General features: G+C 60.1%; 20 protein-coding genes. 13 read left to right on the top strand and 7 right to left on the bottom strand.

What is annotated here, in order from left to right:
* The first annotated feature begins 142 nt into the window (after positions 1-142).
* From KDL09_RS16945 to KDL09_RS16920, 6 genes are all read left to right on the top strand, one after another.
* The gene (locus tag KDL09_RS16945) at positions 143-628 is read left to right on the top strand and encodes an MEKHLA domain-containing protein (protein WP_294387650.1); all 486 of its coding nucleotides are present in this window, start codon (positions 143-145) and stop codon (positions 626-628) included.
* Between the two features lie 32 nt (positions 629-660).
* Positions 661-1,917, top strand: coding sequence for a PQQ-binding-like beta-propeller repeat protein (locus KDL09_RS16940; protein ID WP_294387648.1), 1,257 nt, complete (start codon positions 661-663; stop codon positions 1,915-1,917).
* Positions 1,918-2,008: 91 nt separating this feature from the next.
* A complete protein-coding gene (locus tag KDL09_RS16935) occupies positions 2,009-3,229 on the top strand; it encodes a nucleoside monophosphate kinase (RefSeq protein ID WP_294387645.1) in 1,221 nt (406 codons plus the stop codon).
* 54 nt (positions 3,230-3,283) lie between these two features.
* Positions 3,284-3,892, top strand: coding sequence for a hypothetical protein (locus tag KDL09_RS16930; protein WP_294387641.1), 609 nt, complete (start codon positions 3,284-3,286; stop codon positions 3,890-3,892).
* A 33-nt stretch (positions 3,893-3,925) separates the two neighbouring features.
* Positions 3,926-5,944, top strand: a complete 2,019-nt coding sequence (locus tag KDL09_RS16925; RefSeq protein ID WP_294387639.1) for a prolyl oligopeptidase family serine peptidase — start codon at positions 3,926-3,928, stop codon at positions 5,942-5,944.
* Positions 5,945-5,947: 3 nt separating this feature from the next.
* Positions 5,948-6,709 carry an SUMF1/EgtB/PvdO family nonheme iron enzyme gene (locus tag KDL09_RS16920; protein ID WP_294387635.1) on the top strand — a complete coding sequence of 254 codons (762 nt, stop codon included), beginning with the start codon at positions 5,948-5,950 and terminating at the stop codon, positions 6,707-6,709.
* A 1-nt stretch (position 6,710) separates the two neighbouring features.
* On the opposite strand, the gene KDL09_RS16915 is transcribed toward KDL09_RS16920, so the two are convergent.
* Positions 6,711-7,091 carry an ApaG domain gene (locus KDL09_RS16915; protein WP_294387630.1) on the bottom strand — a complete coding sequence of 127 codons (381 nt, stop codon included), beginning with the start codon at positions 7,089-7,091 and terminating at the stop codon, positions 6,711-6,713.
* 84 nt (positions 7,092-7,175) lie between these two features.
* On the opposite strand from KDL09_RS16915, the gene thiD reads away from it, so the two are divergent.
* From thiD to KDL09_RS16900, 3 genes are read left to right on the top strand one after another with little or no spacing between them, the layout of a single operon-like run.
* A complete protein-coding gene (gene thiD / locus KDL09_RS16910; RefSeq protein ID WP_294387628.1) occupies positions 7,176-7,988 on the top strand; it encodes a bifunctional hydroxymethylpyrimidine kinase/phosphomethylpyrimidine kinase in 813 nt (270 codons plus the stop codon).
* Positions 7,985-9,082, top strand: coding sequence for a S41 family peptidase (locus KDL09_RS16905; protein ID WP_294387626.1), 1,098 nt, complete (start codon positions 7,985-7,987; stop codon positions 9,080-9,082). The genes thiD and KDL09_RS16905 overlap by 4 nt, the downstream gene beginning before the upstream one ends.
* The gene (locus tag KDL09_RS16900; protein WP_294387623.1) at positions 9,079-9,291 is read left to right on the top strand and encodes a hypothetical protein; all 213 of its coding nucleotides are present in this window, start codon (positions 9,079-9,081) and stop codon (positions 9,289-9,291) included. The genes KDL09_RS16905 and KDL09_RS16900 overlap by 4 nt, the downstream gene beginning before the upstream one ends.
* A gap of 6 nt (positions 9,292-9,297) precedes the next feature.
* Here KDL09_RS16900 and KDL09_RS16895 read toward each other — a convergent pair whose 3' ends face one another.
* Positions 9,298-10,743, bottom strand: coding sequence for a Gfo/Idh/MocA family oxidoreductase (locus KDL09_RS16895; protein WP_294387621.1), 1,446 nt, complete (start codon positions 10,741-10,743; stop codon positions 9,298-9,300).
* 79 nt (positions 10,744-10,822) lie between these two features.
* Here KDL09_RS16895 and KDL09_RS16890 point away from each other — a divergent pair, with 79 nt between their 5' ends.
* From KDL09_RS16890 to KDL09_RS16880, 3 genes are read left to right on the top strand one after another with little or no spacing between them, the layout of a single operon-like run.
* Positions 10,823-12,289, top strand: coding sequence for a sulfatase (locus KDL09_RS16890; protein WP_294387618.1), 1,467 nt, complete (start codon positions 10,823-10,825; stop codon positions 12,287-12,289).
* An 18-nt stretch (positions 12,290-12,307) separates the two neighbouring features.
* Complete coding sequence (locus KDL09_RS16885; RefSeq protein WP_294387615.1) at positions 12,308-13,738, top strand: sulfatase; 1,431 nt, start codon at positions 12,308-12,310, stop codon at positions 13,736-13,738.
* A 21-nt stretch (positions 13,739-13,759) separates the two neighbouring features.
* Positions 13,760-15,199 carry a Gfo/Idh/MocA family oxidoreductase gene (locus tag KDL09_RS16880; protein WP_294387612.1) on the top strand — a complete coding sequence of 480 codons (1,440 nt, stop codon included), beginning with the start codon at positions 13,760-13,762 and terminating at the stop codon, positions 15,197-15,199.
* 7 nt (positions 15,200-15,206) lie between these two features.
* On the opposite strand, the gene KDL09_RS16875 is transcribed toward KDL09_RS16880, so the two are convergent.
* From KDL09_RS16875 to KDL09_RS16865, 3 genes are all read right to left on the bottom strand, one after another.
* Positions 15,207-15,770, bottom strand: coding sequence for a hypothetical protein (locus KDL09_RS16875; protein WP_294387609.1), 564 nt, complete (start codon positions 15,768-15,770; stop codon positions 15,207-15,209).
* Between the two features lie 30 nt (positions 15,771-15,800).
* A complete protein-coding gene (glgA, locus tag KDL09_RS16870) occupies positions 15,801-17,003 on the bottom strand; it encodes a glycogen synthase (RefSeq protein WP_294387607.1) in 1,203 nt (400 codons plus the stop codon).
* 70 nt (positions 17,004-17,073) lie between these two features.
* The gene (locus KDL09_RS16865; RefSeq protein ID WP_294387606.1) at positions 17,074-18,237 is read right to left on the bottom strand and encodes a hypothetical protein; all 1,164 of its coding nucleotides are present in this window, start codon (positions 18,235-18,237) and stop codon (positions 17,074-17,076) included.
* 80 nt (positions 18,238-18,317) lie between these two features.
* Here KDL09_RS16865 and KDL09_RS16860 point away from each other — a divergent pair, with 80 nt between their 5' ends.
* The gene (locus tag KDL09_RS16860) at positions 18,318-20,123 is read left to right on the top strand and encodes an exosortase/archaeosortase family protein (RefSeq protein WP_294387603.1); all 1,806 of its coding nucleotides are present in this window, start codon (positions 18,318-18,320) and stop codon (positions 20,121-20,123) included.
* On the opposite strand, the gene KDL09_RS16855 is transcribed toward KDL09_RS16860, so the two are convergent.
* Both KDL09_RS16855 and KDL09_RS16850 read right to left on the bottom strand, forming a co-directional pair.
* A complete protein-coding gene (locus KDL09_RS16855) occupies positions 20,089-20,568 on the bottom strand; it encodes a hypothetical protein (protein WP_294387600.1) in 480 nt (159 codons plus the stop codon). The genes KDL09_RS16860 and KDL09_RS16855 overlap by 35 nt on opposite strands.
* Positions 20,569-20,574: 6 nt before the next feature.
* Positions 20,575-21,000: a hypothetical protein gene (locus KDL09_RS16850; RefSeq protein ID WP_294387597.1), complete on the bottom strand. Its 426-nt coding sequence runs from the start codon at positions 20,998-21,000 to the stop codon at positions 20,575-20,577.
* Positions 21,001-21,002: the final 2 nt, after the last annotated feature.

Below are 21,002 nucleotides of genomic sequence, written 5' to 3'. Positions count from 1 at the left end.
AGAGGTAAAGGAGCAGAGGTGGCAGAGATTCTATTTTCATTCTCTGCGTCCTCCGCCTCTCTGCACCTCTGCGGTTAAGCCGAGTGTGACAAACGCCCCTTCCCACCCTTGACCTGCGGCTGGATGCGTTCGAATTCGAGTCATGATCGAAACGCCGCCCTCCTTCGCCTGCAACGACGCCATCGCCGCCCACCTCCGGCTTCTGCGTGACAGTTACCAGCGCGTCACGGGTCATCCGCTCGTCGATGCGAGCTGGGCGGACCTCGGTGGCGAGGCGCTTTGCGCGGCTTTTTGGAATGCGGATGCGGTGATCGCCTCGCACGGTGTCGAAGACGATCCGGTGCTGAACTATGGCAATCGTCGTGCGCTCGAACTCTGGGAGGCGGACTGGCCCGCCTTTACCTCGATGCCCTCACGTCTGACGGCGGAACCCATCCGACGTGAAGAACGCGCCGACATGCTCGCCCGAGTCACCCGGGACGGCTTCATCGACGACTACGCAGGCGTTCGCATCTCGACCAAGGGCACCCGGTTCAAGATCCACCGCGCGACGGTTTGGACCGTTCGTGATGAAAACGGCACGCGGCGCGGTCAGGCGGTTGTCTTTTCAGATTGGTCGCCGCTTTGAAACAACGCATCCGGTGACGCAGTTAAGCAGCGATGTTTCTCCGCCGCCTTTTCCTGCTGTCACTGCTCTTCACAGCCACCGATTCCTTCGCCGACAACTGGACGCGGTTTCGCGGCGAAAACGGTTCCGGCGTGAACGACGCCTCGAAGTATCCGGCGCAGGCCACGGATGCCGACTTCGCGTGGAAGATCGACCTTCCGGCCATCGGCCACGGGTCGCCTGTCGTCTGGGGAGATCGCATCTTCCTCTTGTGTGGCGATGAGAAGACCGGCACGCGCATTTCGATGTCCATCGATCTAGCCTCCGGCAAAACGATCTGGCAGGACAAGGTCGAAGCCGGGAAGTTCAAGGGCCACCGCTTCAACAGCCCCGCCTCCACCACACCGGCAGTCGATGCCGAAGCGGTGTATTTCAGCTGGGCCACTGCCGCTGCGCTGACGATTGCAGCCTATGACCACGCCGGAAAATCGCTCTGGACCACGGACCTCGGTCCGGTCGTTGGCGGTCACGGCTTCGGTGCGTCGCCCATGGTTTTTGGCGAACTTGTGATCCTCAACAACGACCAGGAAAAGGAAAACGGCTTCCTCGTCGCCCTCGACCGCAAGAGCGGAAAGATCGCCTGGAAGACACCGCGCAAAAGCGCCCGCATCAGCTACTCCACACCGGTCGTGTATCCGCATCCGAAGACGCAGGAACCGCTGCTCGTTTTCACCAACTGGACGCACGGTTTCACCGCCATCGATCCAAAAGACGGCCATGTCATCGCCGAGATCTCGCCGTTCAATCAGGAGACCAACGAGCGCGCCATCTCCTCACCCATCACGTGGAAGGACCTCATCGTCGGCACCTGTGGTTTCACGAACAACCCCAAGCACTGCGTCGCGGTACGGCTGAACGACGAGGGCAAGTTCGAGGAGATCTGGCGCATTGAGAAATCCGTGCCGCACATCCCCAGCGTCATCCTTGTTCACGACCTGCTCTATTTGTGGGACGACGCCGGCATGGTTACCTGCGTGAAGCCCGCCACCGGCGAATCCCTCTGGCGCGAACGCGTGGACACCGAAGGCCAGACCTTCGGGTCCCCCGTCAGCGACGGCTTGTCCATCTTCTGCGTTGACTCGAACGGTACGCTGCACGCGATCGCCGCCGCGCCTGAATTCAAGCAACTCGGCCACACCAAGCTCGGCGACACCTGCCGCAGCACCCCGGCCATTGCCGGCGGGATGCTGATCGTCCGGACGCAGTCAAAGCTGTTTGCCATCCGGGGCGGCAAACCGCCGGTGCCTTGATCCGCGACCTTGCCAAGTCCGACACGAAAATCGCGAGACTTGGTACGTGACGAACCTTGACGGGCGCATCCCTTCGCCGAAAGCATGGCGGATGTCGTCGTCCCAGAAACCAGCCGCCCCCAAGCCTGCCGCTCCGGCAGATTTGGAAATCAAAGATGCCCAGCTCATCTTCAACACCGTCTGGAAGCAGCTTGAAGCCGACTATGGCCGTGAACGTCTGCGCTTCCCGAAGGAGCTGATCCTGCTCGGCGGTGCGCCCGGAGCGGGCAAAGGCACGAACACCGACTTCATCCGCGAAGTGCGCGGCATCACCGCTCAACCCATCGTCGTCAGCGCCCTGCTCGACACGCCCGAGGCGCGGGCCATCAAAGCCCAAGGCGGCATGGTGGGCGACCGCGAGGTGGTGGGCATCCTCATCCGCAAGCTGCTCGAACCCGAGCAGCAGAACGGCGCGATCCTCGACGGGTTCCCACGCACAAAGGTGCAGGTGGAGTGCTTGAAGATGCTCTTCGACGAGATGATCCGACTGCGTCGTGATTTTTCCGAAACACCCGACGCGGCACATTTCAAGCAGCCCATCTTCCACATCATGGTGCTGTTCGTCGATGAAGCGGAAAGCATCGCGCGCCAGCTCAAGCGCGGAAAGGAAGTGCTCGCGCACAATGCCGAGGTTCGCAGTTCCGGCCTCGGCGAACTGTGGGAGGAACGCGCCACCGATTTCGATCCCGAGCTCGCACGCAATCGTTACCGGGTCTTCAAAGAAAAGACCTACGACGCGCTGGTCTCCCTCAAGGAGATCTTCCACTACCACTTCATCAACGCCCAGGCGCCGCTGGAACTGGTGCAGGACAACATCATCCGCGAGCTTGAGTATCAAAGCTCGCTGGAGCTCGATCCGCGCACCTTTGACCAGTTGCGTGACTTGCCGCTGGCCAACGAGATCGTCCGCCACGCGCGGCAGGATCTCGTGCGCCGACTTGACAGCTACAAGGTGGAGAAACCCGAGCTCATGCAGGCCGTGGTAACTTTTATCCAGGAAAAGATGATGCCCATCGTCGTTCGCCACGCCATCTCCGGCCGAGCCGACATCAACAGCGAGGACAATCTCTTTCACAGCGCCGAAGCGCTGGCGATGCTGATCGACATCTTCTCCGAGCGCGGCTTCCACGCCACGGCGGATGTCCACCGAATCGAGATCCCGGACCGCTTTGACCTGCAAACTGGCAAGATTCAATGCCGGAAGAAAAAGGTTTTCCGTTTCCGCATCATCTTCAAGGGATCCGAGATCCGGCGCGGGCAGATGCTGCCTTGATGCGGGTGTTTGCAGGTTGCGGGATTCTCCCGTTCCCTCTACACATCACGCCTCATGTCCACCATCGTTGTCACTCAGAAGAATGGCGTCGCCTGTGTCGGCGCCGACACGCTCAGTTGTCTCGGCTCTCTTCGGCAGAAAGCGCAGCACGTCGTCAACAAAACAAAGATCACCAAGATCAACGACACCTACATCGGCCTCACCGGCACCTCGGCGAGCCTCGTGGTGATGAACAGCTACTTCGCCAATCCCGAGCGTCCGCGCGATTTTTCCTCCTGCGAGTCGATCTTCGAAACGTTCCGCCACGCACATCATTGGCTGAAGGCCGAGTACTTCATGGCCGCCATGCCGGACAAGGGTGAGGAATACGAAACGACGCAGTTCTACGGCCTGATGGCGAATCCGCACGGCATCTTCGCGATCTACTCGTATCGCTCCGCGCAGCAGTTTCACAAGTTCTGGGCCGCCGGCTCGGGCCGTGATTACGCGCTCGGCGCCATGCAGGCCGCCTATGACAAGTGCAAGACTGCCGAGGAAGTCGCCCGCATCGGTCTTGAGGCCGCCGCCGAGTTCGACAGCGCCACGAGCGCGCCTTTTGAAATCCACAATGTGCCGCTGCTCGCCGCCGCGAAACCCAAAACCAAAACACGGCGCAAGAAATAGCCCGTCCGCTCCATTCATTTCCATCTTCCAACCATGAAGCGCCTTCTCTTTCCTCTTCTCGCCGCCAGCGCCGTCCTCGCAGACGGTCCCAAGGACAATCAAATTGCCGATGTGCGGCCCATCCCGCCTCCCGGCGTCGCGGTTCCCGACGCTGACCGCGCACGGCTCACCGAAGGTTTGAAAAAACTGCGTTCCGCCATCGATGAAGCCGTCAAGACACAGGCAAAGAATCCCATGCTCGCGGATCTGCTGCCAGACATCGAGATTTATCACAAAGCGGTCGATTGGGCGCTGCGCTACAACGAGGTTCACAAGCTTGGCGAACTCAAGAACGCCGACGAACTCCTCGCCGAAGGTCTGCAACGCGCCGAGGCGTTCAAGACCGGCCAGACACCGTGGACGAAACAGAAGGGGCTCGTGGTGCGAGCCTATCGCTCAAAGATTGACGGCTCCGTGCAACCCTACGGCATGGTGATTCCTGAGAGCTACGTCGGCGCTCCTGTGCGCATGGACATCTGGTGCCACGGGCGCGGTGAAACGCTCAGCGAACTGTCCTTCCTCGATCAACGCCGCAAGCAGCAGGGCCAAATCTCCCCCAAAGGTGCGCTCGTGCTTCACCCTTACGGCCGCTACTGCTGCGCGAACAAATTTGCGGGCGAGATCGACCTCATTGAAGCGATCGACCACGTGAAGAAGTTTTACGCCATCGACGAAGACCGCGTCATCGTACGCGGCTTCAGCATGGGCGGTGCCGCGGCATGGCAGTTCGCGGTGAACTATGCGGACAAATGGTGCGGTGCGAATCCGGGCGCGGGCTTTTCCGAGACGCCGGAATTCCTCGGCGGATTTCAGGCCGAGGACGTGAGCGGTGCACCATGGTATCAGAAGAAGCTCTGGCACTGGTACAACGCGACCGACAACGCACTGAACCTCGAGAACTGCCCGACCGTGGCCTACAGCGGCGAGATCGACAAACAGAAGCAGGCCGCCGACATGATGGAGAAGGCGCTGCGCGGGGAGAACGTGGACCTGCTGCACATCATCGGACCGCAGACCGCACACAAGATTCATCCCGACTCGCTCATCGAAATCGAGAAGCGCCTCGCCAGCATCGCCGCCATGGGGCGCAACCGCGCACCGAAGGAGGTGCATCTATCCACCTGGTTCCTGCGCTACAACCACATGTTCTGGGTCACGGTGGACACACTCGAAGAGCACTGGGTGCGCGGCCGCATTCATGCGCGCATCACCGGTCCTTCCGAAATCACCATCAAGCTGCAGAACATCAGCGCCTTCACCCTCGACATGCCTTCCGGCACCTGTCCCATGCCCCTGCTCTTCAAGCCCGTCGTCAGCATTGACGGCCAGTTGCTCGAAGTCACCCGTCCGAAACTGGACCGCTCCTGGCTGGTGCACTTCCAGATGAAGAACGGCAAGTGGACGCAGACGCTGGACAACGACGGCGATGGCAAACTGATCAAGAAGCACGGGCTCGAAGGCCCGATCGACGACGCCTTCATGGACAAATTCCTCTTCGTAAAGCCGACGAAGGCCGGTTGGAACGACAAAGTCGATGCCTGGGCGAAGGCCGAACTCGAACGCGCGCAGTTTGAATGGCGCCGTCAGTTCCGTGGTGACGCCCCGATCAAGGATGACGCTGCGATCAACGATGCCGACATTGCCAGCAACAATCTCGTGCTGTGGGGCGATCCGCAGAGCAACACGATCCTCGCGAAGATCGCCGACAAACTCCCCATCCAGTGGTCGAAGGATAAACTCGTCGCCAACGGCAAGACCTATGACGCCGCTACCAACGCGCCGATCCTCATTTACCCGAATCCGCTCAATCCGACGAAGTATGTCGTGATCAACAGCAACTTCACCTACCGCGAATACGATTACCTCAACAACGCACGTCAGGTCGCCAAGCTGCCGGACTGGGCCGTCGTCGATCTGACCAAGCCCGTGACCAGCCAGGCTCCCGGTGGCATCAGTGATGCCGGCTTCTTCGGTGAGAGTTGGGAATGGAAGCCCGCGCCTGAGAAGAAGTAGATCATGAAGTTCGTGCTTCCGCTTCTCGCTGTCGCGATGCTGACCCATTGTGCGAACGGCCAGTCACTCAAGGTCGAAACGGCGTTCACCAACAGTCTCGACATGCCGTTCATTCGCGTGGCGGGTATCAATGCGCTTGTGTGTCGGTATGAGCCGCGTGTGAAGGACTACCAACCTTGCGCCACCGAGACGAACGTCGAGTGGCGGAAACCCGAGTTCCCGCAAACACCGAACCACCCTGCCGTTAATGTGAGTTGGCAGGAGGCGAAGGCATTCTGCGAGTGGCTGGGGAAAAAAGAAGGGCGAACCTATCGGCTGCTCACGGATGCGGAATGGAGCACGCTGGCCGGATTGAAAGAGAATCCGGCCGTGGCACCGAACGAGCAGCCCGTGAGCACGGGCGTTCATCACTGGGGCACCGCACCGCTCTCAAAGACCGTCGGCAACTTTTGCGACGAGGCCTTCGGGCGGAAGTACGGCAAAAACTACGACGCCAAGTGGCTCGAAATGGACGACGGCCATTCCGACACCGCCCCCGTGGGCAGCTATCCCGCGGATGCGAACGGTCTGTTTGATTTCGCCGGCAATGTCTGGGAGTGGGTGGAAGGCTGGTACGACCCGCCCAAGAACACGCTGCGCATCGTACGCGGCGGCGCCTTCCGCACCGGCAGTGAGAAGCGCCTCATGGCCTCGTTCCGCGGTCCCGATCCCTACAACGTTCACCTCGACAGCGTGGGGTTCCGCATCGTGTGCGAGAAGGAGTGAGTCACGCCATCATCGGCGGATGCATCTCGATCGGCGGGATACGGGTGCAGACCCTGCGGCCGTCGGGAGTGGTGCCAAAGAAGGAACCCGTGGCGGTGCTCTCCGTTTTGATGACGTGATACGAGTTGTAGCTGAATGTCTCCCCGGGTGAGAGGTTCGGGAACTGCCCCACCACGCCGTCACCCTCGACCACCATCGTGTCACCGTCGGTGTCACGCACGATCCACTTCCGCCCGAAGATGCGCACCGTGTCCTCCGAGGCGTTGTGGATCGAGAGGTGATACACAAACGGATGCGGCCGGTCCGGTGGAGCAGGCCGTGTCGGGTCGTAGGCGATGCTGTCCACCGTGACCGTGAGTCCTGGCAACGGATCGAAATTCATGGACGAAAGTCTAGTTCATACGCCGAACGCCACAAGCCGGTGTTTGCAAAAAGCAGCACGACCCATACCATCGCCGCACCCCTCATGCCCCCGCCCCCCGTCGTTCTCACCATCGCAGGCTCCGATTCCTCCTGCGGCGCCGGCGTTCAGGCAGACCTCAAGGCGATCTCGGCCCTCGGCGGCTATGCCCTGAACGCGCTGACCAGCGTGGTCTCCGAAACCCCCGGGATTGTCTCCCAGGTCCGACTGCTTGATGCCGAATTCGTGGCCGATCAGATCCGGGTGCTGTTTGAAGGCTTTCCGATCGCCGCCGCGAAGACCGGCATGCTCGGCGGCAAAGATCAGGTGCAGGCAGTGGTCGCCGCTTGGAAGCAGTTCGGCCACGGCCGCATCCCGCTCGTCGTGGACCCCGTCATGATCGCCACCAGCGGCGGTCGCCTGCTTGAAGACGCGGCGATGCAGACGTTGATCGACGAGTTTCTTCCACTGGCAACGCTTATCACGCCCAACATGGACGAAGCCCGCGTGCTGTGGGATCGCGAGGTCACGACTCTTGATGACATGGAGGCATGCGCGCGCGACTTGAGCGCCCGTTTTGACGCAGCAGTCCTGGTCAAAGGCGGCCACTTGCAGGGCGATGCCGCCGACGTGCTCTGCTTTGCGGATGAAATCGAATGGCACACTGCACCGCGCACACCGGGTGTTCACACCCACGGCACCGGCTGCACGTTCTCCGCCGCCATCGCCACCGCGCTTGCCAACGAAATGGGTCTGAACGAGGCCGTGGCACAGGCGAAACAATTCGTCAGCCGGGCCATTGCCGATCATTTCGTCTGGCAAAGTGCTGGCGCAGGCCTCGTACATGCTCTCAATCATCTTCAGCAGACCTGCGCATGAGACACCTCGCCATCATCCTGACCTTCACCTCCGCCGCGCTCGCCGCCGGTGGCAGGGAGCCGAAGGACATCAGTCAGGCGGGCATCCAGACGGCGTTTCGCATACTGCAGAAGGAGTACATCCGCAGCAGCGACCTCACGTTTGACGTTCTGAACCGTGCCGCCCTCTCCGGCCTGCTCGAACGGCTAGACTTCGGAGCCGAACTGGTGCCACGCGTCAGCGAGGCCAAATCCGGCGCGCTTACGGGCGTGCAGTCCGAATTGATCACACCAGAGACCGGCTACCTGCGTCCACGGGAATTCACGAAACGCGAAACCGCCGAGATGGAGAAGCATCTGCGGGCATTTGTGACCGCCAAAGCCAGGCACCTCATCCTCGATCTGCGCACGCCGGCACCTCCCGGCGATTTTGATGACGCCGCAGACATGCTGAGCCTCTTTGTGCCGAAAGGAGACGTGCTGTTCAAGATGCGACAGATGGATCGGACGACATCCGAAGCCGAGATCAACTCCCGCGACCCCGTATGGACGGACTCGCTGCTCGTTCTCGTCGATGACGAAACCAACAACCTCGGCGAAACCATCGCCGCCGTGCTCCGCCAGCGCAAACAGGGCCTGCTGATCGGCGCGCCGACACGCGGTGGGGCCGTGCGCTACGAAACCGTGCCGGTTGATGCCGAGTGGTCGCTGCGCTTCGCCCGTGCCGAGGTGTTGCTGACGGATGACAGCTCGGTTTTCAAAAAAGGCCTCGAACCGGATTTTCCCGTCGCTCTGCCCACCACGATCAAACGCCAGGTCTTCGAATCCACCGATCACAACGGTGTAAAAGGTTCCATCACCGACAAACCGCGGGCGCGCTTCAACGAAGCCGCCCTCGTTGCGCATGCGAATCCCGAACTCGATTCCTACATCAAACGCTCCGCCGGCGAGCCCCTGCCTGAAGACGAAATCAAGCCCTCCGACACCGTGCTGCAACGCGCCATGGATCTCATCACGGCGCGAACGCTGTTTCAGTCCGCCAAGATCGACTGGAATCGCAAAGCACCCGTCAGCAACGAACCACAGGCACGCCGTGCCATCCCTTTGCAGCCATGATGGAAATCGCCGATCGAATTGAAACCGTGGCCGTGATCCGCCGGGTGCTCAGCCCACGCACCTGCCACGCCGTGCTGCCCAACGGCAAGGAGGTCTTCGGAACCATCGGCAAACGACAGCCCGACTTTCCTCTGCATGAGGGTGCCAGCGTGCGCATACGCATGCACGTGGCCGACTTCTCGTATGGCGAGATGCTGGAGGCGGCGTAAGTCCCGTCACACCACATCCGGCACGACGAAGGGCTCGCGATACTTGTCTTTGAGCATCGCGTTGGCGTCGTCGTTTCCGGTGAACCGCTCGGCCTTGCCGTCCATCTTGAGCACCGGTCCGAGCGTGAGCATGTCCTTGTTCAAATCGACCTCATTCTTCGCGAGATGCTCCTTCATGCGCTCGAAGGTGTCGGCGGCAAAGGTGTCGCCTTTGATCTTTTCCATGATCTCCTCCGGCTTCTCCTTCTGACCGAGGCGATGGGAGATGTTGCCGGTGTGGCAGAGGGCGCTGGAAAGATGACCTTCGAGGATGTCGGCATTCAGATCGTCCACACGACGGCTGCGGCAAGCGTTGATGAAGTTTTTGAAGTGATCCTCGGCACCCTCGAACTTTTTGATCTCCTTGCCGTCCTTGTCGTAAACGATGGCCCCCGAGTAATTCGGCACGACGACGTAACCACCTTCGCACTCGACCACAACGCCGACGCCCGCGCCTTTGAACTTGTCCATGTTCTTGCTGTCCTTGTTCTCCGGCAGGCCGCGCACCTCGAAGATCATCGGTGCCTTCTCGTAGCCGTGGAAAATGATCTGCGTGTTGGCCGTTTCACCATCGTCTTCGTATCCAAGGCGGCCGCCGACGCTCCACACGCTGGGAGACAATTCCATCTCGCCGAGGAACCAGCGCGCGATGTCCATCTGATGAATGCCCTGATTGCCGAGGTCACCGTTGCCGTAGGCCCAGGTCCAGTGCCAGTCGTACTTGAGGTTCTTGCGCGTCAGCGGGCCTTTAGGGCCGGGACCGCACCAGAGATCATAGTCGATGGATTCAGGGATCGGCTGCTCGCCCTCCGTTTTGCCGATGCTGGCGCGGCGTTTGTAGCACAGGCCGCGTGAGAGCAGGATTTTGCCGAGGTTGCCTTCCTGCACGTATTTCACCGCTTCCCCGATGCCTTTGCGGCTCGATCGCGACTGCGTGCCGGTCTGCACCATCTTGCCATACTTGCGGGCAGCCTTGACCATCTGCCGTCCTTCCCAGACACAGTGCGACACGGGTTTCTCGACATACACGTCCTTCCCGGCCTGAACGGCCCAGATCGTGGCCAGCGCGTGCCAGTGATTCGGCGTAGCAATGCTCACGGCGTCGATGTCCTTGTTCTCCAAAAGCTTCCGAAGATCGGTGTAGCCGGTCACTTTGAGCTTCTCCTTGTCAAAGGAGCCCACACCTTTGCTCAGCGTGTTGCTGTCCACATCACACAGGGCGGCGACACGCACGCCTTCATCCTTGAGCTTCTTGTAACCGCTGATGTGCGATCCGCCACGACCACCAAAGCCGATCACTGCCATGTTGATGGTGTCACCGGGACTCTTCTGAGCCCAGGAGGTTTTGGCGATGTAGAAAACGCCGGTGGATGCGGAGACGGACTGCTTGAGGAAGGATCGACGGTTGGTCATGGCGTGAAGGAAAACGCCACACACGGCGACGCCTTTCCTTTTTGACAAAGACTCGTGCATCCCTTCGTTGCCAGCCACCATGATTCGACTTCTCGCCTTCCTCCTGCTCGCCACGCTGTCGCACGCTGCATCCCGTCCCAACGTTCTGTTCATCCTGTGCGACGACATCCGCCCGGACGCGCTGGGCTGCTATGGCTCAAAGCATGTGAAGACGCCGAACATCGACCGTCTCGCGAATGAGGGGATCGTTTTCAAAAACACCTTCTGCACCACCTCGCTCTGCTCGCCGAGCCGCGGCTCCATTCTTGGCGGCGTGTATGCGCACACGCACGGTGTGACGAACAACTTCACCGAATTTCCGGCCGACATGCCCACCTTCCCCGGCCTGCTGCATGACAGCGGCTACGCCACCGCCTACTTCGGCAAATACCACATGGGCGAGGACAATGACGATCCGCGCCCCGGCTACGACGTTTTCGTGACCCACAAAGGCCAGGGCAAATACTACGACACCGAGTGGAACCTCAACGGCAAGGAGCGCAAAGTCGTCCCCGGCTACTACACCACAGTCGTCACCGACATGGCGATGGACTGGCTGAAGGATCAGAGCGCCGAGAAGCCCTGGTGCCTCTTCATCGGTCACAAGGCTCCGCACAGCTTCTACACGCCGGAGCCGAAGTATGAACATACCTTCGACGACGTCCGCGTCCCCTACCCCGCCACCGCCTTCATGCTGGACGACAAGCCCGCGTGGATCAAACAGCGCCTCTACACCTGGCACGGCATCTACGGCCCGCTCTTTGATTGGCGCAAAAAATTCCCGGACGACAGTCCTGCCGCCGTGAAGGATTTCGAAAACATGGTGCATGGCTACTGGGGCACCGTGTTGAGCGTGGACGACAGCGTCGCCCGCCTGCGCACCTGGCTTGAGGAAACCAAGCAGCTCGACAACACCATCATCGTCTTCATGGGCGACAACGGACTGCTCGAAGGCGAGGACGGCATGGTGGACAAGCGCACCGCGCACGAGGCCAGCCTGCGCATTCCACTGGTCGTCCGTTCTCCGCAACTGACCAAGGAAGCCAAAATCATCGACAAGCAGGTCCTCACCGTGGACATCGCGCCGAGCATGCTCGACCTCTGCGGCGCCGCACCGCTGAAAAAGACGCACGGCAAATCCTTCGTCAAACTCGTCCAGGGTGGTGATCCCGACTGGCGCACGAGCTGGTTCTACCACTACAACTACGAAAAGCAGTTCCCCTACACCCCGAACGTGCGCGCCATCCGCACCGATGACTGGAAGTACATCCACTACCCGCACGGCGACAGTTCTCCCGACAAGCACATGGCCGAGCTGTACGATCTGAAAAACGATCCCGGCGAAACCAAGAATCTCATCAGCAAACCCGAACTCGCCGGCAAGGTCACCGAGTTGAAGGCCGAACTCGCCAAACTCATGCTCGCCACCGGCCTCGACACCAAGACCGACAAAATGCCGCTCGACGAAGGTGTGAAGAGCGAACTGCCGGATGCGAAGATCCGATAACATCAAGTTCACAGTCGCATGCTCCGCTCACTCCTTCTTTCCGCACTTTTCCTCGGTCTCGCAGGCCATCTCACAGCCGCCGACACGCCGCCGAACATCATCGTCATACTCGTAGATGACATGGGATGGACCGACCTGGGCTGCCAGGGCTCGAAGTATTACGAAACGCCGAACATCGATCAGCTCGCCAAGGACGGCATGCGATTCACGCAGGCCTATTCGGCATGCACGGTGTGCTCGCCGACACGTGCGGCCATGATGACGGGCAAAGCGCCTGCGCGTCTGCACCTGACCGACTGGATCGCCGGACACGTGCCGGACAACGGCCGCCTTCTCATTCCGAAGTGGACCATGCAACTGCCGCTGGAGGAGGAAACGATCGCCGAACGTCTCAAGACGCGCGGCTACGCCACCGCCAGCATCGGCAAGTGGCATCTTGGCGGCGAGGAGTTCTATCCTACCAAAAATGGTTTCGATGTGAACATCGGCGGCACGCATGGCGGCTCACCGCCGAGCTACTTCTCGCCCTACAAGATCGCCACGCTTCCAGACGGACCGAAGGATGAGTTCCTCACCGACCGCCTCACCGATGAAGCGATTCAGTTCATCGAAAAAAACAAGGCCAAGCCCTTCTTCGTCTATCTGCCGCACTACGCCGTGCACACGCCGATCATGGGCAAGCCCGACGTCGTGGCGAAGTATCAAGCCAAGCCGGCCGCGGGCGGTCACAGCAACCCGGTGTATGCCGCGCTCGTCGAGAGCGTGGATGACGGCGTTGGCAGGATGCGCGCGAAGCTGGAAGAGCTGAAACTCACTGAAAACACCCTCTTCATCTTCACCAGCGACAACGGAGGACTCAGCCATCTCGTGCGCCCGGAAGGCTGGTCACGCGGCCCCACCGACAACAGCCCCGCACGTCTGGGCAAAGGCAGTGCGCATGAAGGCGGCGTCCACATTCCGCTCATCGTCTCGTGGCCCGGCAAGGTGAAGCCCGGCAGCACCTGCGATGTTCCCGTCATCACCTACGATCACGTCCCGACGCTGCTCGAAGCCACGCAGATCCCGTTGAAGGAAGGCCAGATCGTCGATGGCGAGTCGCTCATGCCGCTGCTCACCGAAACAGGCACGCTCAAGCGCGAGGCGATCTACTGGCACTACCCGCATTACCATCCGGGCAGCGCACGTCCTTACAGCGCCATTCGCGAAGGCGATTGGAAACTGCTGCAGTTCTACGAGGACAACCACGTGGAGCTCTACAACCTCAAGCTCGACGCCGGAGAAGATGACAACCGCGCTCCGTTCGACTCCGTCCGCGCCTTGCAGCTCCGCGACAAGCTGAACGCCTGGCTCAAGGAAACCGGCGCGCAGATTCCCGAACGCAATCCGAAATACGATCCCGACAAGCCGCTCAACGAGCCGCGCAAAGGCGGCGGGAAGAAGAAGGCATAAGGCTTCGTAAACTACGGCACCATGAGTGCCAGCCAATCCGTCTCCTCCCGTCGTCAGTTCATCACCCGCAGCGCCACGGCGGCTGCCGCTTTCGGTTTTCCTGCCATCGTCAGTTCACGCTCGCCGAATGCGAAGCTGAACCTCGTCTTCATCGGCGTCGGCGGTCGTGCCACGGGCAACATCAAGGAGCTGACCGGTGTGGCGCTCTACAATCCGAAGGCCGCCAAGAAGAATCCCAAACAGGGCGATGCCGCGGTCCAACCGCCGCCTCCGATCGAGCCACGCGAAAACGTCGTCGCGCTCTGCGATGTGAACGGCGAAAATCTCGACCGCGCCGCCGAAGCCTTCAAAGGCGCGAAGAAGTTCCGCGACTTCCGCAAGCTCTACGACTCGATGAGCGCGTCGGAGATCGATGCCGTGGTCGTCAGCACCACCGAGCACACGCATGCCTATGCCACGCTGCCCGCGCTGCTGATGAAGAAGCCCGTCTATTGCGAAAAGCCGCTCACGCACAACGTCGCCGAGGCACGTCTCATCACCAAAGCTGCTGCCGAAGCAGGTGTGGTCACACAGATGGGCACACAGATTCACGGCATGCCCAACTACCGCCGCGTCGTCGAGCTGATCCAAAGCGGTGCCATTGGCAAAGTCACCGAGGCGCATGTCTGCGTGTCACGTGCCTGGGGTTTGCAGAGCAAGGAAGACGCCGAGAAAAATGGCGACGTCGTCTTCGTCACCGAGCGTCCCACCGTCGCCGAAACGCCGCCGCCGTATCTCGATTGGGACCTGTGGATCGGCCCCGCGCCGATGCGTCCCTACAACAGCGTCTATTTTCCCGGACCGAAGTGGTATCGCTGGTGGGACTTCGGCAATGGCACCATGTCCGACCTCGGCAGCCACTGGAACGACCTTCCCTTCTGGGCGCTCAAGCTCGACGCGCCGCTCAGCGTGGAGGCCTTCGGCCCTGCGCCGCATCCGGAGATCGCACCTGCCACGATGCACGCCGTGTATGAATACGGCCCGCGTGGCGACATGCCCGCCTGCAAGCTCCATTGGCATCAGGGTGCCAGCAAACCCGACGTGTGGTTGAACGATCCGATCATCAGCAAGTGGAGCAGCGGCGTTCTCTTCATCGGCGACAAAGGCATGCTCCTCTCCGACTACGGCAAGCACATCCTGCTGCCCGAGGCCGACTTCAAAGACTTCCAGGCACCGAAGCCCTTCATCCCGGATTCACCCGGGCACCACGCCGAATTCCTCGCCGCGATCAAGAACGGTACGCCCACCGGCAGCCCCTTCAGCTACGCCGGTCCGCTCACCGAGGCCAACCACCTCGGCAACGTCGCCCACCGCGCCGGTGGCAAAATCTTCTGGGATGCCAAAGCCATGCGCATCACCAACAACGAAGACGCCAACCGCTTCTTGAAGCGCGAGCCGCGAGAAGGCTGGAAGCTTCGGTGAACAAACCTCATTCGGGCAGCGCACGCGTCATATCATTCTCGTCAGGGTTACTGACGCAGATGCAGATGTCCAATACCTCAAGATCACCGGCAAAGGGAAGATCAAATGCTTTGAGAACCATTTCCGTATCAAAGGCCTTGGGCCACGAAAATGAATTAGCATCACCCCATCGCGTGTATTGATCTAACTTTTCAGCCCGGGCTTGTTGCTCCCACGACTCCTGAATACCTGAGTCTTCATAAACCTTGCCATCGCTCACGCTGATAATACGGCAGCATTTGCCATTGATGCAGTGAATATAGGCATGGCTTCCGGACCCCGAATGGCAAAGAAGCCAGATTGTTTCCAAAGATGCCGATCTGAACGCAGGATGATCAGCTTTGTTAGTGTCGCCGGGAATCTCCAAACCCTCGATATGAAGCCACGGAAAACCTTCGGCATGCTGAACATCGACGGCGCCCTTGCACGACACATATGGTGAATCATGTAATAGTCTGGCAATATGCACAGCAAACTCCCAAACTTCACTGCCGTCAGGGATACGAACGAAGGTAGAATTGAATCCCCCCATAATTCTAAATTATCATGTGAATCGGTTTCCTTATCCCGCCAGCGTTTTGTAAAGCGCGAGCGTTTTGCGGGCGATGCTCTTCCAACTGAAGTGGTCTTCGGCACGCTGACGGCCGGCCTGGGCCATGCGGTTGCGCAGAGTGGGGTCGGCCATGAGCTTGTTGATGCCGGTGGCGAGGTCGCGGGCGAACTTTTCAGGATGCAGGGCCTCGAAGGGGCTCTCGGTCTGCTGCTCTAGGGGAATGAGCAATCCTGTTTCGCCCTCGACGACGACTTCTTTGATGCCTCCGACAGCGCTCGCGACAACAGCGGTCTCGCAGGCCATGGCTTCGAGGTTGATGATGCCGAAGGGTTCGTAAATGGACGGACAGCAGAAGACGTCGGCATGGGAGTACATGACGATCTTTTCCTCCAACGGCAGCATGGACTGAATCCAAACGACGCCGGGCCGCACCTGACTGGCGGCGGCGACGGCGGCTTCCATCTCCTCCTTGATCTCAACGGTGTCGGGAGCACCGGCACAAAGCACCACCTGGAAGCCGGGATCGAGATGCTGGATGGCACGCACGAGATGAACAATGCCCTTCTGACGTGCGATGCGGCCCACAAAGAGAACGAAGGGCTTGTCAGGATCGACGCCGTACTTGCGCAGCACATCGGGATTCTCAGTGCGACGGTATTCACTGAGATCGATGCCGTTGTAGATGACGTGAATCTTGTGTGGATCGAGATCGAAGTGCTGAAGCAAATCAGCCTTGGTGCCTTCGGAAACAGCGATGACGGCGTCAGCCATCTTCAGCGCAGTGCTCTCCAGCCAGACGGTGAAATCATAACCATGTCCGAGCTGCTCGCGCTTCCACGGACGCAGCGGTTCGAGTGAATGCACGGTGAGCACCATGGGCACGCCGTAGTTCAGCTTGGCCAGAATGCCGCCGAAATGCGCATACCAGGTGTGCAGGTGAACCAGGCTGGCATCGATGCCGCTGGTGTTGAAATCGAGGCAGCGCTGCAGCGCACCGAAGACAGACTTCAAGTTCAACGGGCTGTCCCATCCGGTGGTGTCCAGTCCGTAGCCCTGAACCTTGAGATTCCCTTCGTGGCTGTTTTGATCACCGAAACAGCGAACGTCCACTTCCATCAGCTTGGCGAGTTCACGGGACAGATATTCGACATGGACGCCGGCACCGCCGTAGATGTGCGGAGGGTATTCGTTGGTGAGGAAGAGGGCTTTCATGGAGAGTGCGACGTTCGCCAGAAGGGCGGTTTGGAGTTTGCAGAAGCCGGCCGGTCAGGGCTGGCGCGGCCTATTTGGCCTGTGACTTGAACCAATCTTCGATAGCGGGGATGTCGAAGATGCGAAAACGCTTTTTGATGCGCTGTTCAAGAGCCAGCTGGGCGTGTTTGGCAACATCGAGAGAGGGGTCCTCCTTGATGGCCTTGATTAGGGTGGCGTTGGTTTCCGGCAGATTGCTGCCGAGCAGCAGAAAGCAAACGCGCAGTCGAACCTCCCAAGGCTGCTTGTAATCCGCGAGCAGCTTCAGCAAAGCCTCAGGCTTCACATCAGCTTCATCCCGAATGCTGCTGTCCTTAAAGAGCTCGGCCACTGGAAGGCGATAACCGGGATCTTCCCGCTGGAGAAGCTGGATGGAACGCACGGCACGCATGTACTCCGCCTGTGCCGCATCGTGAAGGTGCTCCAACTGAGAATCGCGCATGTACTCAACCAGCAGTTCAAGCGGCCTGCGCATGCCGGTGGCGATGGCTTCGTCCGCATACTGCGTGAGGCGGTTGCGTTCCTTGAGCTGAATGAATTCCTGCTGGGTTGGCGAGATGTCAGGCCGCATCTCGGCCATGCGCGCCACGCCCGGCTGTGCCGAGGAGTCCACGGCTGGGGCCTGAGCCAGTTTTGGATCTTTCAAGACACTGGAGATGCTCTCCAATGATTCACGGGTGTTCTGCTGCATGAGCAGTTGCTCCCGCCGCATGACATCGACCTGTTTCTGCAACGCAGCGATCTGTTCAGAGGCTTTGACGAGAGCCTCACTGCCTGCGCTGTCTGTAGGAGTTTGGGCTGGAACAACGGCACCGGTAAGTTTCGGCAGGACCTCTTTTTCGTAGAAGCGCTTCCCGACATAGAGCGCCACCAGACCGACAACGGCCGATGCACAGAGCGAGATCACCCAATGACGCAAAGCCAGGTGGGTGCGTCGCACGTTCGGCGGATTTGAGGCATTGTCCCGGTGGAGGGGAAGCTTTTCGGCAACGGAAGCGGAGTTTGGTGTCTTCCCCTCGCAGTCCACCTTCTTTTTCTTGTCCTCCGTCTCCTTCTTGGGCTCCCGCACTTCAGTCGATTCTTTGTCAAGAGGGTCGGACGGGACCTGGCTGCAACGCGCAAATTGCATGGCCTGATCGTCGTCTTTGCCTTCGTCAGAAGCGTCGGGCGAGGTGGGAGAGAATAGATCAGACATGAATACGTGAAGGGGACGTTACGCGATGAAGGTTGCCAGATTCAACAAACAAGGCCAGCCTTTGTCCGTCAACCATCGTCATGGCAACAGAATCAACCCATCCGACCCCACTGCCCGCCGCCGCACCCGCAGCGCCGCATGCCCTTCTGCGGCCTGAAACTCTGCGCATGGCTGTGTCTTTCGGGGTGCCTGTCGTGCTGGTGCTGTTGTTTCTGGTGTGGCCTTATCAGCAATGGGACTACGGCAAACGCGAAAGCATTTTGATCGGCTGGGCGCGATGGGTTGGCACAAAGGCCGACTGGCAGTTCTGCCTGCTGGTGCCGGCCTTGGTCGGCTGGCTGGTCTGGCTGCGGCGGGACGACCTTCACAAACTTCCCTGGCAGGGCGACTGGGCCGGCCTGCTGCCACTGGGCCTGGGATTGTTCGTCTATTGGGTGGGTTACAAGGCGGACACCGGCTACCCCGGTTTTCTGGCCGTTCAGCTCGTGCTGGCGGGCATGATTCTGCTCGTGGCGGGGCGCGGATGGATGCGCGCCTTGTTCTTTTCCTGGCTTTTTCTCCTGTTCACATGGCCGATGCAGCCTCTGGAAGACTCCGTGGCCTCCCCCCTGCGGCCCCGAACAGCCGCGATGGCAACCTCATTGCTGAACATGATCGGCGTCCCCTCGGTCAACGAAGGCTCCGCGCTGCAATCGGCGCCGGATACCGGACGCGGACTGCAAGTCGGCGATGCGTTCAGTCTTGATGTGGATGCCAAATGCAGCGGCATCAATTCGCTCTTTGCCTTGATGATGATCGCAGCGCTGCTTGGCTACCTGGCGCTGAAACGGCCACGTTGGCGGTTCCTGCTTTTCGTCTGTGCCGTGCCGCTGGCGGTGGCGGGGAACGTTGTGCGTTTGCTGCTGTTGGTCGCTGGAACGCTGATGTTTGGCTCCGATTTTGCCGTGGGCAGACATATCGGCGAACACCAGGAGATGTCGCCCTATCACACCTTCGCCGGTTTCGCCGTATTTGGTGTCGCTCTGGCGGGCATGTTTGCCCTCTGCTGGCTGCTTGAAGGGCGGGAGATGAAAAAGAACCTGCAACGACGTGTGAAGAGCGTCTCCTCTGGCACAACCTTCTCCATCCCTCTGCCCCGCCGCACATTGGCCCAACTATCGGCGGCCGTCGTGCTGCCGCTGGCCGCCCTCGGCATATGTGCCCGCACAGACATCGGTTTCCACGTTTCCATACCCGGAGTGAAATTGAAGTCCGACGGTCTCCAACCCGCGCTGCCGCTGTCATTGGGAGACTATCAGGGCCGCGAGTATGAAATGACGGCTCAGGAGAAGAATCTGCTGGATGAAGGCGTGAGACTGTCGCGCAACGTCTATGCCTCCTCCACGGGCAGACAAATCATGGCAACGGTGATCTTGAGTGGCTTTGAGAAGCGCAGCCTGCACCGTCCTGAGGTCTGCCTGCCAAACCAAGGGTGGACGGTCACCGACCGTACACCGATTCCGCTGCGTCTGGAAGACGGTCGTGAGATCACGGTCATGATGATGAGGATCTTCCGCGATGTGGAGCCGCGACCAGGCGTCCGCATTCGGACACGGGCTCTCAATTTCTACTGGTACATCGGCTCCAACGGCACGACCTGCCCGGAACACTACGAGCACGTGTTCCTTTCCTACTACGACTCCGTCTTCCGCAACATCCAGCACCGGTGGGCCATGGCCTCGATCTACGTGCCCCTGCCGGAACAGCGCGTCGGACAGGAGGATCCTATTATCGAACTCAGCGCCATGGAAGATTCACGGGCGTTCATTGCCCAACTGGCCCCAGCCTTCATGCTCAAGAATCAGGATCTGGCTACCGGCTCAAATCCTCCTGCATCAGCACCTTGAATCCAGCGCTGGTGAGCACCTCGGCACCCACGTCCGGTGAGTCAAGATGCAACACAAAAACCGGATTGTGGGCGGGACGCACAAAGAGCGAGTAGCTGAAGTCGATGTTGATCTCGGCGGAGAGCAGGGCTGACAACGCATGCACGAGCGAGTGCTCGGTTTCACGCAGTTCGACGGCGGTGACCGGGCACACGACATGAGGAATCCCCTTCTCGATCAAGAGCATCTCCGTGGTCTCGGGATCACTGGGAACCAGACGCACGAGCGCCAGTTCCGTCGTGTCCTGCAAGGAGAGCCCCAGAATCTCGATTCGATGCTCGGTGAGCAGTTTTACCAGCGACATGAGCGCACCGACCCGGTTGTGCAAAAACACTGACAACTGACGAACCGGAGCGCCGGTGGGGGTCGCGTGCTCGGAATGGGTCTTGGGCTTTGACGTCGTCATGATGGGCTAGCCTGCGGGACCTGTGGCGGAGCGCCTGTCATCAAACAGCGTCACCCGCAGCGGAATGCTCGCCAGAGTGTCGTTCTGGTGCTGGACCAGCCAGCGATACATCCCCTGCCTTTCGAACTTCAGACGCTGCAGGGTATAAACGATATTCCGCGAAACGAAGGGTATGAAGGCGGAGGGAAAGGTCACATCGATGACCGCAGGCATGGGCGGCAGGCACTCCTTCCCGTCAGGATCGACGCAGCGGATCACAAACTCATGTTTGCCCGCATCGTCCGCCTGAAACACCGCGCGCACGGCGATGGAGCACTGCGGATGCACCACCGGGAAAGTCTGGGCGCAGAGCGTGTCGAACGCGCCTTGAATGCACAGCTTGCCCTGGTAGTCGGCGGCAAAGTCACAGACGGTGGCGAGTTGAATGTTCATCG

Origin of the sequence: Prosthecobacter sp., assembly GCF_020439865.1 — a bacterium.
Lineage (GTDB): Bacteria > Verrucomicrobiota > Verrucomicrobiia > Verrucomicrobiales > Verrucomicrobiaceae > Prosthecobacter.
This window is presented reverse-complemented; position numbering and strand designations above follow the sequence as displayed.